The sequence below is a fragment of the Ancylobacter gelatini genome (genome assembly GCF_022601675.1).
GTDB lineage: Bacteria > Pseudomonadota > Alphaproteobacteria > Rhizobiales > Xanthobacteraceae > Ancylobacter > Ancylobacter gelatini.
This window is the reverse complement of the sequence record NZ_JAKVIL010000002.1, coordinates 275,489-289,478: the sequence shown is the minus strand read 5'-3', so window position 1 is coordinate 289,478 and position 13,990 is coordinate 275,489. Positions and strand designations below refer to the sequence as shown.

Below are 13,990 nucleotides of genomic sequence, written 5' to 3'. Positions count from 1 at the left end.
ACTCTGCCGCATAACCTCCTTCCCGGCAAGAAGGAGAACAGCCATGCGTGTATTTGTGACCGGCGCGACCGGTTTTATCGGCTCGGCCGTGACGGCCGAGCTGCTGGCTCAGGGCCATCAGGTTCTGGGGCTCGCGCGCTCGGATCGCGGCGCGGCGGCGCTCGGGCGGGCGGGTGCCGACGTGCTGCGCGGCGACCTCGCGGCTCCCGACACGCTTCGCGAGGGCGCGCAGAGCTGTGATGCGGTCATCCATACCGGCTTCGTGCATGACTTCGCGCGGTTTGCCGAAGCCTGCGCGATCGATGGCGCGGCGATCGAGGCCCTCGGCGCCGCGATCGAAGGCACGCGGAAGCCGCTTGTCGTTACCGCCGGCCTTGCGGGGCTCGGCGCCGGGGGCCGCCCGGCCGTTGAGAGCGACGTCGCGCCCCCGCCTTCGGCAGCCTATCCCCGCGCCTCCGACAGTACAGCGCGGCGCCTCTCCGCGCGGGGCATCCCCGCGGCCATCATGCGCCTGCCGCCAAGCGTGCATGGCGAGGGCGACCACGGCTTCGTGCCGATGCTGATCGCCATGGCGCGGCGCAATGCGCGCTCGGCCTATCCCGGCGAGGGCGACAATGCGTGGCCCGCCGTGCATGTGAGCGACGCCGCGCGCGCCTTCCGCCTCGCGGTCGAACAGGGCCCCTGCGCCGCCACCTTCCACGCGGCGGCCGAACCGGGCATCCCGTTCCGTGAGATCGCACGGGCGATCGCGGCGGGCCTCGGCCTGCCCTGCGTCTCACTGACGGGGGACGATGCGCGCGCTCATTTCGGCTGGTTCCTCGACTTCGCGTCGATGCACCAGCCGGTTTCCAGCGCATGGACACAGGATCGTCTCGGCTGGGCCCCCACGGGTGCGGAACTGCTGAACGATCTCCGCGGTGCGGGGTATTTCGCGGTCGAGACGCCCGCCGGCCGCTCCGCGGCAGGCTAAGGCGCTCCCCGCCATCCCACGCCCCGCGAGAACGCGGCCGCAGTTTGTATCAATTCTTATCAGCCGCTGCGGACGCGACACCTCGCGACAATCGGCATGGCAGGCGGCACGCTTCTGCGACACCGCCCGCCTAGCGTGACGACGTCGAAGAACGCCCGCCCGCGACATGCCGGGCGCAGGCCGAACGCCGCACGCGGCATACACCGTTTCTCCAGCCGGGAGGTCATCATGGTCCAGCTCACCGTCAACGGGCAGACGCACGCGGTCGAGGTCGAGCCCGACACGCCGCTTCTCTGGGTACTGCGCGAGCAGATCGGCCTGACCGGCACCAAGTTCGGCTGCGGCATCGCCCAGTGCGGCGCCTGCACGGTTCATATTGACGGCGTGGCGACGCGCTCCTGCGTGATGCCGGTCTCCGCCATCGAGGCGGACCAGAAGATCGTCACCATCGAGGGCCTGTCGCCGGATGGCTCCCACCCGGTGCAGAAGGCCTGGCTCGCGCTCGACGTTCCCCAGTGCGGCTATTGCCAGACCGGCATGATCATGGCCGTCGCCAGCCTGCTGGAGACCAATCCGGCGCCGAGCGACGACGACATCAATGCCGAGATCACCAATATCTGCCGTTGCGGCACCTATAACCGCGTTCGCGCCGCCATCCATATGGCGGCCGAAGGCAAGGCCGGCTGAGGAGAGCGCCATGAGCATCCGTCAATCGGTCTCGCGCCGCAATTTCATCGTCGGCTCCGCCGCCACTCTGGGCGGCCTGTCGCTCGGCTTCCACATCCCGTTTGCCGGTACGGCGCTGGCGCAGGACGCCGCAGCCGTGGCTCCCGAGGTCAATGCCTGGGTGGTGGTGAAGCCGGACGATACCGTCGCCATCCGCATCGCCCGCTCCGAGATGGGCCAGGGAACGCTGACCGGTCTCGCGCAGCTGGTGGCCGAGGAGCTGGAATGCGACTGGTCGAAGGTCACCACCGAATATCCGCCGCCGGGCGAGAACCTGCGCCGCGACCGCGTCTGGGGCAGCTATTCCACCGGCGGCAGCCGGGGCATCCGCGATTCCCATGACTATGTGCGCAAGGGCGGCGCCGCCGCGCGCCACATGCTCATCACCGCCGCAGCCACGCAGTGGGGCGTGCCCGCCGGCGACTGCACCGCGGCCGACAGCGTCATCACCCACGGCCCGAGCGGGCGCACGCTGCGCTATGGCGAGGTGGCGGAAGCGGCGGGCCGCCTGACGCCGCCGGCCGAGGTCACGCTCAAGGACCCCAAGGACTGGAAGATCGCCGGCAAGCCATTGCCGCGCCTCGACACGGTCGACAAGCTCACGGGGCGGCAGGTCTACGGGGCCGACCTCAAGCTCCCCGGCATGCTCAACGCCGCCATCAAGGCCTGCCCTGTCTTCGGCGGCACGCTGGCGAGCTTCGACGCGGCGGCGATCGAGACGATGCCGGGTGTCAAGAAGGTGGTGCGGGTCGACGAGCGCTCGGTCGCCGTCGTCGCCGATACCTGGTGGCGGGCCAAGACGGCGCTCGATGCGCTGCCGATCACCTGGGACGAAGGCCCCAACAAGGACCTCACCAGCGCCGACATCCGCGCCCTGCTGGCGGAAGGGCTGGAAGCCGACGAGGCCTTCATCGGCAACAGCCAGGGCGATGCCAGGGCGGAACTCGCCCGCGTCGCGGCCGCCGGGGGCAAGGTCGTGACCGCGACCTATGCCTTTCCCTACCAGAACCACGCCACCATGGAGCCGATGAACGCCACCGCGCTCTGGACGGCGGACAAATGCGAGGTGTGGGTGCCGACGCAGAACGGCGAAGCCAGCCTCGCCGCCGCCGCCGAGGCCGCCGGACTTCCGGTCGGCCAGTGCGAAATCTACAAGATCCATCTCGGCGGCGGCTTTGGCCGGCGCGGTAATTTCCAGGACTATGTCCGCCAGTCGGTCAGCATCGCAAAGCAGATGCCGGGCACCCCGGTGAAGCTGCTGTGGACCCGCGAGGAGGACATGCTGCACGGCGCCTATCACCCGACCACGCAGGCGAAGCTGACGGGGGCGCTGGACGCGGACGGCAACCTTGCCGCGCTTCACCTGCGCATTTCCGGCCAGTCGATCCTCGCCGCGGTGCGGCCGGAGGGCATGCAGGGCGGCATGGACCCGGTCGTGTTCCAGGGGCTGACGGCGAACCTGCCGGAGGGCCACCTCGCCTATACCGTCCCCAACCTCCTGATCGACCACGCCATGCGCAACCCGCCGGTGCCGCCGGGCTTCTGGCGTGGGGTGAACCTCAATCAAAATGCCATCTATGTGGAATGCTTCATCGACGAGCTGGCCCACGCGGCCGGTGCCGAGCCACTCGCCTTCCGACGCAAGCTGATGGCGAACCATCCCAGGCACCTGGCGGTGCTGGAAGCGGCGGCCAACGGCATCGGCTGGGAGACCCCGCCGGCTGCCGGCCGCTTCCGCGGCCTCGGCCAGATCATGGGGTTCGGCTCCTATGTCGCCGCCGCCGCCGAAGTGTCGGTGGAGGATGGCGAGCTGAAGATCCACCGCATCGTCGCCGCCACCGACCCCGGCCATGTGGTCAATCCGGCGCAGGTCGAGCGGCAGGTCGAGGGCTCCTTCGTCTATGGCCTCTCCGCCTGCCTCTATGGCGAATGCACATTGGCCGGCGGGCGGATGGAGCAGGAGAATTTCGACACCTATGAGGTGTTGCGCATGGCGCAGATGCCGGCGGTGGAGACCATCATGCTGCCGTCCGGCGGCTTCTGGGGCGGGGTGGGCGAGCCGACCATCGCCGTTGCGGCGCCGGCGGTGCTCAACGCGCTGTTCGCCGCCACCGGCACGCGCTACCGCACACTGCCGCTCAAGAACCACGAGCTTGTCTGATGCGCCTGTTTTCTCTCATGCTGCCGGCGCTGGGACTGCTCATATTTGCCGCGCCGGCAGAGGCGGCGCCGCCGCGCGGGGCGGCCTCGTGCTCGGGCTGCCATCCACGCACCGCCACCAGCGGGCCGGTGCCGAGCCTGAACGGTCAGCCGGCCGAGCAGATCGTGGCGCAGATGGCGGCCTTCCGCTCGGGCGAGCGCCGCTCGACCGTGATGACCCGCATTGCGAAAGGTTTCAGCGATGAGGAAACCCGCGCCCTCGCCGATTATTTCGCCGCCGGCGGCAGCGCTCCCGCTCAGCCGTAGAAGCCTGCTGCGGGGGCTGGCGGCCGGCGCCTTCACGGCGCTCGGCAGCCCGGCCGTGCGCGCGCAGGCGGCGCCGCGCGTCGTGGTGATCGGCGGCGGCTTCGCCGGCGCCAGCGCCGCGCGTGCCATCAAGGCGGAGGATCCGCGCATCGCGATGGCGCTCGTCGAGCCCAGCCCGCATTACACTGCCTGTCCACTGAGCAATGCCGTGATTGCCGGCGTGCGCTCTATGGAGGCTCAGCATTTCGGCTACGCGAGGATTGAGGCGGAAGGCATCGTCCATGTGCCGCAGAGGGCGGTGCGGATCGAGCCGGAGCAGCGCCGGGTCGTGCTCGCCGACGAGGTGCGGCTGAGCTATGACCGCCTTGTCGTCGCGCCGGGTATCGACCTGCGCTTCGACGCTATTCCCGGCTATGACGCGGCCGCGGCCGAACTGATGCCGCATGCCTGGAAGGCTGGCGAGCAGACGCTGCTGCTGCGCCGTCAGCTGGAAGCCATGGACGATGGCGGGCTCGTGGTCATCGCCGTGCCGGCCAATCCCTTTCGCTGTCCCCCCGGCCCCTATGAACGCGCGAGCCTGATCGCGCACTATCTCAAGACGCACAAGCCGCGCTCGAAGATCCTCATTCTCGACCGCAAGGACGCCTTCTCCAAGCAGCGCCTCTTCGAGGCCGGCTGGGCGGCGCTTTATCCTGGCATGATCGAGTGGATCGGGCAGTCCTTCGGGGGCGGCGTGACCGAAGTCGATGCCACGACGCGGACGCTGCGCACGGAGTTCGGCGAGCATCGGGCGGCGGTGGCGAACATCATTCCTCCGCAGCGGGCGGGTGCCATCGCCACTCTGGCCGGCGTCGCCGATGCCACGGGCTGGTGCCCGGTCGATCCCGTCACCTTCGAATCGCTTCTCGTGCCCAATGTCCACGTGATCGGCGATGCCGCCATTGGCGGGGCGATGCCGAAATCCGCCTTCACCGCCAACGCGCAAGCCAAGGTCTGCGCCAGTGCCGTCATCGCGCTGCTGCGCGGGGAACCGCCCGGCGAGCCGACGCTCATCAACACCTGCTACAGCCTGCTCGCTCCCGATTACGGCATTTCGATCGCCGGCGTCTACCGCCCGAAAGACGGCCTTCTCGCCGAGGTCGAGGGGGCCGGCGGCACCTCTGCGCTCGACGCGCCAATGGCCGTGCGGACCGAGGAGGCCGCCTATGGCGAAGCGTGGTTCGAGACGATCACACTGGAGGCCTTCGGATGAGGCGCCCGGCGGTGGGGGCCTGTGCCGCCCTTGCCCTCGTCTGCGGGCAACAGGGCCTGGTGCGCGCCGAGGACAGGATTACGCGGGAATTGGCATCCTACATCGTCTCGGACGACGCCATCGACGGGCCACTCGCAGGCCAGCGCGGCGACCCGGCGCTCGGGCAGGCATTGATCGCGGAGCGGCACCGCAGCCTCTGCATCCTGTGCCATGGCGCGCCTTCCATCGCCGTACCGCTCCAGGGCACGCTGGCACCCAGCCTTGCCGGCATCGGTTCCCGGCTCAGCGAGGCCCAGATACGGTTGCGCATCGTCGACATGAAGCGGCTCAACCCGGACAGCCTCATGCCGTCCTATTACGTGGTCCGCGAAGGGGTGCGCGTCGCCCCGGACTGGCAGGGCAAGCCGCTGCTGGAGGCCGCCGAGATCGAACATCTCGTGGCCTATCTCGTGACGCTGAAGGAGTGACCCAATGGGCGACACCGCCACGCCGGACATTGCTGGAGGCACACAGCTGGATCGGCGCGCCCTACTCGCCGGTGCGGCCGGCCTCCTCGTGCTGGCCATGCCCTTAAGGGCACTCGCGCGCCCCTCGCTTGAGGAGGCGGTCGCCGGCTTCTCCGGGGGCGCGCCCGTCAAGGCGGGCCGGGTGACGCTGACCGTGCCGCCGCTGGTGGAAAATGGCAATGCGGTCGGCGTCACAGTCGAGGTCGACAGCCCGATGACGCCAGCGGCGCATGTGCGCCGCATCGGCCTGTTCAACCAGAAGAACCCGCAGGCCGATGTCGCGATCTTCCACCTCGGCCCGCGCAACGGCCGCGCGCGCATCGCCACCCGCATCCGCCTCGCCACTTCCCAGACCATCATCGCGGTCGCCGAGCTCAGCGACGGCACCTACTGGTCGAGCGACGCCAATGTCATCGTCACGCTCGCCGCCTGCATCGAGGACCTGACATGACCAAGGCGCTCGTCAGCGTGCCCAAGGCCGCGAAACGCGGCGACATTGTCGATATCCGCGCGATGATCGCCCACCCGATGGAGACGGGCTACCGCATGGGCGCAAACGGGGTGGCGATTCCCCGGCGCATCATCACGCGCTTCGTCTGCACCTATGGCGGCGGGGAGGTGTTCGCGGCCGATTTTTCCCCGGCCGTCTCGGCAAACCCGTTCGTGTCGTTCAGCCTCCGCGCCGCGGAAAGCGGCCCGGTCGGCTTTGCCTGGACCGACGATCAGGGGGAGACGGTGACGGCCAGCGCCGAGATTGCGGTGAGCTGATGTTGCGGCCGACTGCGAGCCTCATCGCCATCGCCCTGCTGGCCACCCCCGTGGCGGCGCAGGCCCCCCTGCCCTTCGAGCCCCGCTCCGGGCGCGACTTCATGGCGCCGGAGACCCAGGCCATGCAGGCGGACGATGCCAGCAATCCCGGCATGCTCTGGGTGCTGCAAGGGGCGGAACTCTGGGACCGGAAGGCCGGCCGATCGAACCAATCCTGCGCCGGCTGCCACGGCGAAGCGGCAAGCATGCGCGGCGTCGCGGCCCGCTATCCCGCACTCGACCCGGCCAGCGGCAAGCCGATCGACCTCGCGGGCCGCATCAACCAGTGCCGCGCCGAACGGCAGGATGCGCCGTCTCTGGCGCGGGAGAGCGACGAGATGCTGGCCCTTGCCACCTTTGTCGCCCACCAATCGCGCGGCCTGCCGATCGCGCCGCCGACCGAGCCCGGTCTCGATCCGTTCCGGGAGACCGGGCGGCAGATCTTCACCACGCGGATGGGCCAACTCGACCTCGCCTGCGCCAACTGCCATGACGACCATTGGCAGGGACGCCTGGCCGGCAGCGCGGTGACGCAGGCGCATCCGACGGCCTATCCGATCTATCGCCTGGAATGGCAGGGCGTCGGCTCCCTGCAGCGCCGCATGCGCAACTGCATGGTCGGGGTGCGGGCCCAGCCCTTCGCCGCGGGCTCCGACGAACTCGTCGCGCTGGAGCTCTACCTGATGCAGCGTGCCGCCGGCATGGCCCTGGAAACGCCGGGCGTCCGCCCCTAGCAGCTTCCGGCCGGCGGAACGCCTCATTCCGCCGGAGTGCGCCGGGGTGCACCGATGGCCAGACCGGGCCGGCGCAGGGAGCGCGCCGAGCCCTTCGGCTCCGATGGTGAAGCTGCCGCCGCCGTGGGAGGCAGGCTGATCGTGACGCGCAGGCCCGTGCCGGTGTTGGCAAGGATGATGTCGCCGCCATGGTGCCGCACCATGTTGCGCGAGATCGACAGGCCGAGACCTATCCCGCCGGTTTCGCGATTGCGCGAGTGCTCCATGCGGAAGAACGGCTCGAACACCTTCTCGACCGCATCGGCCGGAATCCCCGGACCGTCATCCTCGACCACGATCTCGATCGCCTGGGGTGTCGTCCGCAGCGAGACGCGCGCGCGCTCGCCGTAACGCACCGCGTTCTCGACCAGATTGCGGATGGCCCGCTTCAGCGCGTCCGGCCGGCAGCGATAGCTGAACTGCGGAGCGTCGGCGCAGGTCACGTCATGGCCGAGTTCGACCAGATCGTCGCACAGGCTGCCGACCAGCGCGGTCAGATCCACATTGCGCGTGACCTCCTCGGTCGCCTGCTCGCGCGAGAAGGCCAGGGTCGCCTCGGTCATGGCGCGAAGTTCGTCGAGCGTGTCGAGCATCTTCTCGCGGGTCTCGTCATCGGAGACAAATTCGGCGCGCAGCCGCAGCGAGGTAATCGGCGTGCGCAGATCGTGCCCGATCGCCGCCAGCATGCGGGTGCGGTCCTCGACAAAGCGTTGCAGCCGCGACTGCATGAGATTGAACGCCACCGCCGTGTGCCGGATGTCGTCCGGCCCCCTCTCGGCCAGCGGCTCAACGCTCTCACCCCGCCCGAGCGCTTCCGCGGCCACCGCGAGGCGCCGCATCGGCTTGGTCATGGTGCGGGCGATGAAGGCGGCGCACAGCGAAAGGACGATCGCCGTCACCGCCAGCGAGATCAGCGAGCGGGCGGTCCACATGCTGTTCGCCATCTTCTTGGCGAAGGCGCTGTTGAGCCAGGAGCCGTCCTTCAGTTGCACGGCAAGGCCCATGCCGCCGGAATCGCCCCAGTACATGAACTTGGCCGCCCGCGAGAGTGGCCAGGCATGTGCCGGAAGATCGAGCCAGGTGCTGTAGGGAGCGCCGCTCACCGCCCCCGTCGACGCGCCCGCCGCCATCGCTGGTTGCGGAACCGGGTTCGAGGCGGGCGGCGGGTTTGGCGCAGGCGCCGCCGCGGCCTTGTCGCCACCCGCCTCGCTGCCGGCGAGATTGGCCAGCGTCGGCAGCGGCTCCGCGAGCTTCTCCTTCGCCTCCTGCCGCCAGCTCTCGACATCGCCGGGGAAGGTCGGCGACACCCAGAAGCGGGTATAGCTGGTGCCGCTCGCCTGAAGGATATCCTGCTGCACGGCCGGCGGGGTTGTCTCCAGCACCTGCGCCACCGAGGCGGTGCGGCTCAGAAATTCCGTCTTGGCCGCCCGCACGAGAGCGCCGCCGATCTCGTCGGTGAACAGCAGGAAGCTGATGCCTTGCGACACGGCGAGCGCCAGCAGCACCACCGCGACGAAGCGGGCCGTCAGGCTGCGGTTCCAGATCCCGTTCATTGGCCGTGGACCTCGACCGAGAAGCTGTAGCCGCCGCCCCAATGCGTCTTGATGATGACCGGGGACCGGGGGTCGACCTCGATCTTCTTGCGCAGCCGGCTGACCTGGTTGTCGATCGCCCGGTCAAAAGGCTCGGCGCTGCGACCCACTGTGAGGTCGAGCAACTGGTCGCGGCTCAGCACCAGCCCGGCATGATCGAGGAACACGCTCAAAAGCCGGAACTCCGCCGTGCTCAGCGGGACGGCGAGCCCCTCCGGATCGATCAACTCGCGCCGTCCGACATTCAGCACCCAGCGATCGAACCCGAGCTCCTTGGCCTTGAGTTGCCCGCGCTGCGGCGGCAGGCTCTGCACCCGCCGGAGCACCGCCTTGATGCGCGCCAGCAATTCGCGTGGGTTGAACGGCTTGGAGAGATAGTCGTCGGCGCCGAGTTCCAGGCCGACGATCCGATCGGTTTCTTCCGCCATCGCGGTCAGCATGATCACCGGGAGGTTGGTGGATTCACGCAGATACCGGCAAAGGGACAGCCCGTCCTCGCCCGGCATCATCACATCGAGCACCACCAGATCGAAGGCGTTGCGCTCCATCAGCCGACGGAAGGCGGCGGCGCTTTCCGCCAGCGATGTGCGATAGCCATGCCGGTGCAGATATTTGCCGACCAGGTCGCGGATGTCGCGATGGTCGTCGACGATAGCGATGTGAGGTACGGCATCCATAGGCGGGCTCCACGCCTTTTACATACCGCCATCGCCTTTTCGCTGCTGGGAAAAATTGTAACAAACCGTATGGGGCGGCGCGATCGGGACAGGGCGAGACAATCTCGGGGGAGCTGTTTGACGATCATCCGCGACATGTATCGCCGGGACCATCGTCATCCGACAACGACACTCGGGACCGAGTGAAACAGGCCGAGCAACGTCGGCTGCCTCTACTCGGATGAATCGGCTTCGCTGAACATCACTATTGACGATCAAACGCGTTCGCCGCGCAGATGACGGCCTCGCCAGGGCCGACGTCGGCGGCGTCGATGTCAACGGTTGAAACAAGACCGGCGGCGGCGGGCCATCAGGCGCGCGCCTCCTCCGCTCCCTGATCGATGGACATCCAGTGTCGGGCGATGTCGTCACGGCGCATGAAGGCGGCGCCGGGCGTGCGCTGCACATGCTCGATGATGTCGCGCAGCGCCGAGGCCCGGTTAGGCTGGCCGGTCCAGCGGGCGTGGATGCCGATGGTCAACATGCGTCCGCCGATCTCGCTGGCCTCGTCGACCAGATAATCGACCGCGCGCCGGCAGTCCTCGGCGAAATCATGGGGATTGGCGTAGCCGGGGGCGACCAGATACCGGCTGTCGTTCAGCGTCTTGGAATAGGGCACGACCAGCAGCCGCGTGCCGGCATGGTCGACGAAATAGGGCACGTCGTCGTTGCAGGGATCGGAGGTGTAGAGGAAACCTTTCTCCCTCACGAGCAGATCACGGGTGTGCACGCTCGGGAAGGAGCGGCAATTCCAGCCCAAGGGCCGCCGGCCGGCCACCTGCCGATAGAGCGCGATGGCGGCGTGCAACTGGCGCTCCTCCTCCTCGCGCGAGAGCGTGGGGATCTCCGTCCAGCGCAGCCCATGCCCGAGCAGGTCGTGACCGCGCGCATTCATCCAGCGCGCGACCGCCGGATTGCGCTCAAGCGCGACGGCGCAGGCGGACACGGTGATGGGAATCCCGGTGCGGTCCAAAAGCCGGGCGATACGCCATATGCCGGCTCGGCTGCCATACTCGAAATGCGTCTCCGTCCCCAGGTCGCGCACCGGCGGTCTCTCGGGAATATTGTACTCGCCCCAATTGTCGTTGCGCCCGTCTTCCCGCCAGCAATATTCGGCGCCCTCTTCATAGTTGAGCACAAGATTGACAGCGAGTACCGCTCCACCCGGCCACGTCACGGCAGGCACATCGGGGCCATAGCCGATGAAGTCACGCGGCTGCTCACCTCCGAGAAGGCGGGTATCGGTTGTCATGGTTCTGCTCCGGCTGGTGGGCGATGGGCCGCGAGAACGGGCGATGAAGCAACGGCGACGACCCGTCCTGAAAGCCGTCGCGGCCCCGCGGCTGCACTGCGTTTGCGAGAGGGCGGAGCGGGCCGAGGGCGCTTCTCCATCTTGGCTTTCGACGGCGTCTCGACCCGCTCGACCTGACGCCGAACGCGCGCGAGCAGTGTCAGCGCGCCGCCTCGGCGCTATAGCGGCCGATGGCCAAGACCTCCTGCCGCCCGTTCACCCGGTACTGATACCGGAACGAAATGACGCCGGCGAGATCGTGCGACATGTGGCACGGAGCGGGACGGCCTGAAACGGCCTTAATTCATTCCCACTCGATGGTCAATAGGGGTGAGCGACGATTGTATTCATTCAGCTTTCCGCCCGCACCTGAAATTGATACCAACAGCAATACCAACAGAATACAGGCTCAAAATTCTTAGATTATAAATAGCTAGACTTACAACCATGAGCGCATTCGCATCGTAAACGAACGTCCGCAGCATGCGAACTAAAAAAGCGAAGCTGGAAGGAATGCCGCTTCCACTTCGTCACCAATCTTCGCCGATAGCTTCGACTGCTACATCTCCACGCTACCGTTGAGATTGCCCTCTCTCAAGGCGAAAGTCAGAGTGCGATTCCTCAGTGCGCGCAGAAAGGGGACGCTTTCGTGTGTTAGCATTCTGCTATAGAAATTTTTATAGCAATATGCTACATCGTGCTTATGAAAGAGATCGCTTACAGCAAAGACGCCCTACGCGTCCTGCGGAGGATGCCTCGGAACGTCGCTGAGACGATCATGGGCAAGATCGCGCAGTATGCTGCCGATCCGGCGAGCCTAGCGAACAACGTCAAGACCCTGAAGGGTGAGCCGGGCGTCTATCGGCTGCGGATCGGCGACTGGCGTGTCGTCTTCGCTGAAGATGGGCGCGTGATCTCGATCATCCGGGTTGCCCCGCGCGGGAATGTCTACGATTGAGGCCAAGGAGGGCCGCCATGAACACCCAGATCATCACCACCCCCGCCGGCGACCGTCTGGTTGTCCTGCCGGAGGCCGACTATGAAGCGCTCGTCGCTGCCGCTGAGGACGCCGCTGACATCGCGACCGTGCGCCGTTTCAAGGAACGCCTCGCCAGCGGTGAAGAGGAACTCGTGCCCGCTGCCATTGTCGATCGACTTGTGGCCGGGGAAAATGCCATCCGCGTTTGGCGGGAGCACCGTGGCCTGTCCGCGAGCTCACTCGCCGAGAAAGCCGGCATCGCGCAGGCCTTCCTATCGCAGATCGAAACCGGGAAGCGCGACGGCACCGTGGCAACGCTCAAGAAGATCGCCGACGCCCTATCGGTGACGGTCGACGACTTGATTTGACGGACTTGCCTGGCCGCCGACTGAAAGACCGAAGGTACTCACGAATGGGAGGGTGCTTCCAGCTTATCCGCCAAAGAACCGTGCGCCTCAAGGAGGTGCCATAGATCGGGCGTCAATCAGATGCCGCCGGCTTCTGGAAGCGCACACCCGCGCCGCCACCGTTCTCGGGAATGAACTCGATCCCAGCGGCTTCCAACGCCCGGCGCAGCGCATCAATCGTCACGGCATTAGCTGTGATCGGACCGGACAGAGGCTCTAATCGCTTGATGGTCGCGAGAGACACTTTCGAGGCCTGAGCTAACGCCTTCTGATCCCATTTCAGCAGGGCTCGCGCAGCACGGATTTGGTCACTTGTAAGTATCATGAATTAGGCCAATGGCATCATATGATGCCAAAAGAGTTGACGTTTGACGTTCTTGGTATAGCCTCTGGCGCGGCCGCCTTCCTTAGGACGGCCGCCAAGACGGCTGCGCAGGGTGGTGGAACACCCCACACAGCCTAACCGCAACCCAAGCTGTGTGGAGCTCGGATCATGGCTGATTCTGAGATTAGCACGAGTCTGTCCCGGCCATCCCGGAGGGACGTTCTCTCTGCCGCCCTGATGACGATCGGCGGCACCTCCTTCAACAGTTCGTCTTCGGCCGTGCCGCTGGATGACAGCGAAACGGATGCCACGGTGCTCGCGTGGAAAGCGTGGCGCGCCGCGCATCGGCGCACGCTCGCTCTGTGCCGGAAACAGCAGAGATTGGAATCCGAACTGGCGCGGACGGTTGGGTTTCCGCAGGCGGTTCTTGCTGCAGACGAATTGCCGTCACCAATGCGGATCGCCTCCCTGCGGCAATTCGATGAGCTTGCGGCCGATCTGCCGTCGCTTTGCGCGCGCCGTGACGAAGTGCTTGCCGCGCTGCGCACGCATCAACGGCTCTGGGACGACGCGGACCGCGCCATTGGCTACACCGCCACCAAACAGGAAGAGGCGGCAGCTTCCGCCGATGAAGAACGCTTGATCGCGAGGCTCTTTGCTGCAGAGGCCACCTCTTTGGTTGGTCTTACGGCGAAGCTTGACGTCCTCATTGCCGTCGGCGCCGACGGCGCCGAGGGTCGGCATTTTCCCTGGCCAGAGCTGCGGCGGATGCGCAGTGATGTTGCGCGCTTGATGCAGCTACAGCGTCACGATGCAGTTGGCCTCACTCCTTTAAGCAGTGTTTCCGATGCCGGCGCAGGAAACGCGGTAGACGCGGCCCCACCGCCGCCCTCCAGCCCGGACTTCAACCCGATCGAGAATGCCTTGTCCAAGCTTAAGGCACTCCTGAGAGCCAGGGCCGAACGAACCGTAAGCGCCTCATAACGCCGTCGGTGCGCTTCTGGGCGCATTCACGCCAGCCGAATGCGCAAACTACTCTAAAGGCGCAGGAAATGAGCCGGATTAAGCTGGACGTGCTTTAGCTGTGTGAGAACGAAGACGGACATTAGATGGCGCTGCACGATCAGTACAAAGCCATGTTCGGACCCGGGCCGATCCTGCCGAAAATTGGGACCCGACC

At 67.0% G+C, this 13,990-nt stretch carries 15 protein-coding genes and 1 pseudogene; 12 read left to right on the top strand and 4 right to left on the bottom strand.

Annotated features, from left to right (window positions below; all coding sequences use genetic code 11):
- Nucleotides 1–43 precede the first annotated feature (43 nt).
- The 9 genes from MKI84_RS04600 (at nucleotide 44) to soxA (ending at nucleotide 7,461) form a co-directional block, all read left to right on the top strand.
- On the top strand, nucleotides 44–970 hold the full coding sequence (locus tag MKI84_RS04600) for an SDR family oxidoreductase (protein WP_241616884.1): 927 nt from the start codon (nucleotides 44–46) through the stop codon (nucleotides 968–970).
- Nucleotides 971–1,198: 228 nt separating this feature from the next.
- Nucleotides 1,199–1,657, top strand: coding sequence for a (2Fe-2S)-binding protein (locus tag MKI84_RS04595; RefSeq protein WP_241616882.1), 459 nt, complete (start codon nucleotides 1,199–1,201; stop codon nucleotides 1,655–1,657).
- A 10-nt stretch (nucleotides 1,658–1,667) separates the two neighbouring features.
- Nucleotides 1,668–3,857, top strand: coding sequence for a xanthine dehydrogenase family protein molybdopterin-binding subunit (locus MKI84_RS04590; protein WP_241616880.1), 2,190 nt, complete (start codon nucleotides 1,668–1,670; stop codon nucleotides 3,855–3,857).
- Nucleotides 3,857–4,162, top strand: coding sequence for a c-type cytochrome (locus MKI84_RS04585; RefSeq protein WP_241616878.1), 306 nt, complete (start codon nucleotides 3,857–3,859; stop codon nucleotides 4,160–4,162). The genes MKI84_RS04590 and MKI84_RS04585 overlap by 1 nt, the downstream gene beginning before the upstream one ends.
- Before the next feature lie 4 nt (nucleotides 4,163–4,166).
- Entirely contained in the window at nucleotides 4,167–5,414 is a 1,248-nt protein-coding gene (locus MKI84_RS04580) for an FCSD flavin-binding domain-containing protein (RefSeq protein WP_425353802.1), read from the top strand.
- Nucleotides 5,411–5,881 carry a sulfur oxidation c-type cytochrome SoxX gene (gene soxX / locus MKI84_RS04575; protein ID WP_241616874.1) on the top strand — a complete coding sequence of 157 codons (471 nt, stop codon included), beginning with the start codon at nucleotides 5,411–5,413 and terminating at the stop codon, nucleotides 5,879–5,881. The genes MKI84_RS04580 and soxX overlap by 4 nt, the downstream gene beginning before the upstream one ends.
- A gap of 4 nt (nucleotides 5,882–5,885) precedes the next feature.
- On the top strand, nucleotides 5,886–6,371 hold the full coding sequence (locus MKI84_RS04570) for a SoxY-related AACIE arm protein (RefSeq protein WP_241616872.1): 486 nt from the start codon (nucleotides 5,886–5,888) through the stop codon (nucleotides 6,369–6,371).
- Entirely contained in the window at nucleotides 6,368–6,688 is a 321-nt protein-coding gene (gene soxZ / locus MKI84_RS04565) for a thiosulfate oxidation carrier complex protein SoxZ (protein ID WP_241616870.1), read from the top strand. Before MKI84_RS04570 ends, soxZ begins: the two co-directional genes overlap by 4 nt.
- The gene (gene soxA / locus MKI84_RS04560; protein WP_241616868.1) at nucleotides 6,688–7,461 is read left to right on the top strand and encodes a sulfur oxidation c-type cytochrome SoxA; all 774 of its coding nucleotides are present in this window, start codon (nucleotides 6,688–6,690) and stop codon (nucleotides 7,459–7,461) included. The genes soxZ and soxA overlap by 1 nt, the downstream gene beginning before the upstream one ends.
- A gap of 23 nt (nucleotides 7,462–7,484) precedes the next feature.
- Here the strand turns inward: soxA and MKI84_RS04555 are convergent, their stop codons facing one another.
- From MKI84_RS04555 to MKI84_RS04545, 3 genes are all read right to left on the bottom strand, one after another.
- Nucleotides 7,485–9,053, bottom strand: coding sequence for a sensor histidine kinase (locus MKI84_RS04555; protein WP_241616866.1), 1,569 nt, complete (start codon nucleotides 9,051–9,053; stop codon nucleotides 7,485–7,487).
- Nucleotides 9,050–9,769 (bottom strand): response regulator, encoded by a 720-nt coding sequence (locus tag MKI84_RS04550; protein ID WP_241616864.1) that lies wholly within the window; start codon nucleotides 9,767–9,769, stop codon nucleotides 9,050–9,052. Before MKI84_RS04550 ends, MKI84_RS04555 begins: the two co-directional genes overlap by 4 nt.
- A gap of 349 nt (nucleotides 9,770–10,118) precedes the next feature.
- Complete coding sequence (locus MKI84_RS04545) at nucleotides 10,119–11,060, bottom strand: polysaccharide deacetylase family protein (protein ID WP_241616862.1); 942 nt, start codon at nucleotides 11,058–11,060, stop codon at nucleotides 10,119–10,121.
- A 742-nt stretch (nucleotides 11,061–11,802) separates the two neighbouring features.
- Between MKI84_RS04545 and MKI84_RS04540 the strand changes: the two genes are divergently transcribed.
- Both MKI84_RS04540 and MKI84_RS04535 read left to right on the top strand, forming a co-directional pair.
- A complete protein-coding gene (locus tag MKI84_RS04540) occupies nucleotides 11,803–12,057 on the top strand; it encodes a type II toxin-antitoxin system RelE family toxin (RefSeq protein ID WP_241616860.1) in 255 nt (84 codons plus the stop codon).
- Between the two features lie 17 nt (nucleotides 12,058–12,074).
- On the top strand, nucleotides 12,075–12,446 hold the full coding sequence (locus MKI84_RS04535) for a helix-turn-helix domain-containing protein (RefSeq protein ID WP_241616857.1): 372 nt from the start codon (nucleotides 12,075–12,077) through the stop codon (nucleotides 12,444–12,446).
- A gap of 112 nt (nucleotides 12,447–12,558) precedes the next feature.
- Here MKI84_RS04535 and MKI84_RS04530 read toward each other — a convergent pair whose 3' ends face one another.
- Complete coding sequence (locus MKI84_RS04530; RefSeq protein WP_342593613.1) at nucleotides 12,559–12,729, bottom strand: transcriptional regulator; 171 nt, start codon at nucleotides 12,727–12,729, stop codon at nucleotides 12,559–12,561.
- A 966-nt stretch (nucleotides 12,730–13,695) separates the two neighbouring features.
- Here MKI84_RS04530 and MKI84_RS04525 point away from each other — a divergent pair.
- A pseudogene (locus MKI84_RS04525) lies at nucleotides 13,696–13,876 on the top strand (IS630 family transposase); the annotation flags it as partial.
- Nucleotides 13,877–13,990 lie beyond the last annotated feature (114 nt).

What these genes read in the sequence shown, in the direction of transcription:
- MKI84_RS04600 (WP_241616884.1), top strand. Translation starts at nt 44, where the DNA reads ATGCGTGTATTTGTGACCGGCGCGACCGGTTTTATCGGCTCGGCCGTG.
- MKI84_RS04595 (WP_241616882.1), top strand. Translation starts at nt 1,199, where the DNA reads ATGGTCCAGCTCACCGTCAACGGGCAGACGCACGCGGTCGAGGTCGAG.
- MKI84_RS04590 (WP_241616880.1), top strand. Translation starts at nt 1,668, where the DNA reads ATGAGCATCCGTCAATCGGTCTCGCGCCGCAATTTCATCGTCGGCTCC.
- MKI84_RS04585 (WP_241616878.1), top strand. Translation starts at nt 3,857, where the DNA reads ATGCGCCTGTTTTCTCTCATGCTGCCGGCGCTGGGACTGCTCATATTT.
- soxX (WP_241616874.1), top strand. Translation starts at nt 5,411, where the DNA reads ATGAGGCGCCCGGCGGTGGGGGCCTGTGCCGCCCTTGCCCTCGTCTGC.
- MKI84_RS04570 (WP_241616872.1), top strand. Translation starts at nt 5,886, where the DNA reads ATGGGCGACACCGCCACGCCGGACATTGCTGGAGGCACACAGCTGGAT.
- soxZ (WP_241616870.1), top strand. Translation starts at nt 6,368, where the DNA reads ATGACCAAGGCGCTCGTCAGCGTGCCCAAGGCCGCGAAACGCGGCGAC.
- soxA (WP_241616868.1), top strand. Translation starts at nt 6,688, where the DNA reads ATGTTGCGGCCGACTGCGAGCCTCATCGCCATCGCCCTGCTGGCCACC.
- MKI84_RS04555 (WP_241616866.1), bottom strand. Translation starts at nt 9,053, where the DNA reads ATGAACGGGATCTGGAACCGCAGCCTGACGGCCCGCTTCGTCGCGGTG.
- MKI84_RS04550 (WP_241616864.1), bottom strand. Translation starts at nt 9,769, where the DNA reads ATGGATGCCGTACCTCACATCGCTATCGTCGACGACCATCGCGACATC.
- MKI84_RS04545 (WP_241616862.1), bottom strand. Translation starts at nt 11,060, where the DNA reads ATGACAACCGATACCCGCCTTCTCGGAGGTGAGCAGCCGCGTGACTTC.
- MKI84_RS04540 (WP_241616860.1), top strand. Translation starts at nt 11,803, where the DNA reads ATGAAAGAGATCGCTTACAGCAAAGACGCCCTACGCGTCCTGCGGAGG.
- MKI84_RS04535 (WP_241616857.1), top strand. Translation starts at nt 12,075, where the DNA reads ATGAACACCCAGATCATCACCACCCCCGCCGGCGACCGTCTGGTTGTC.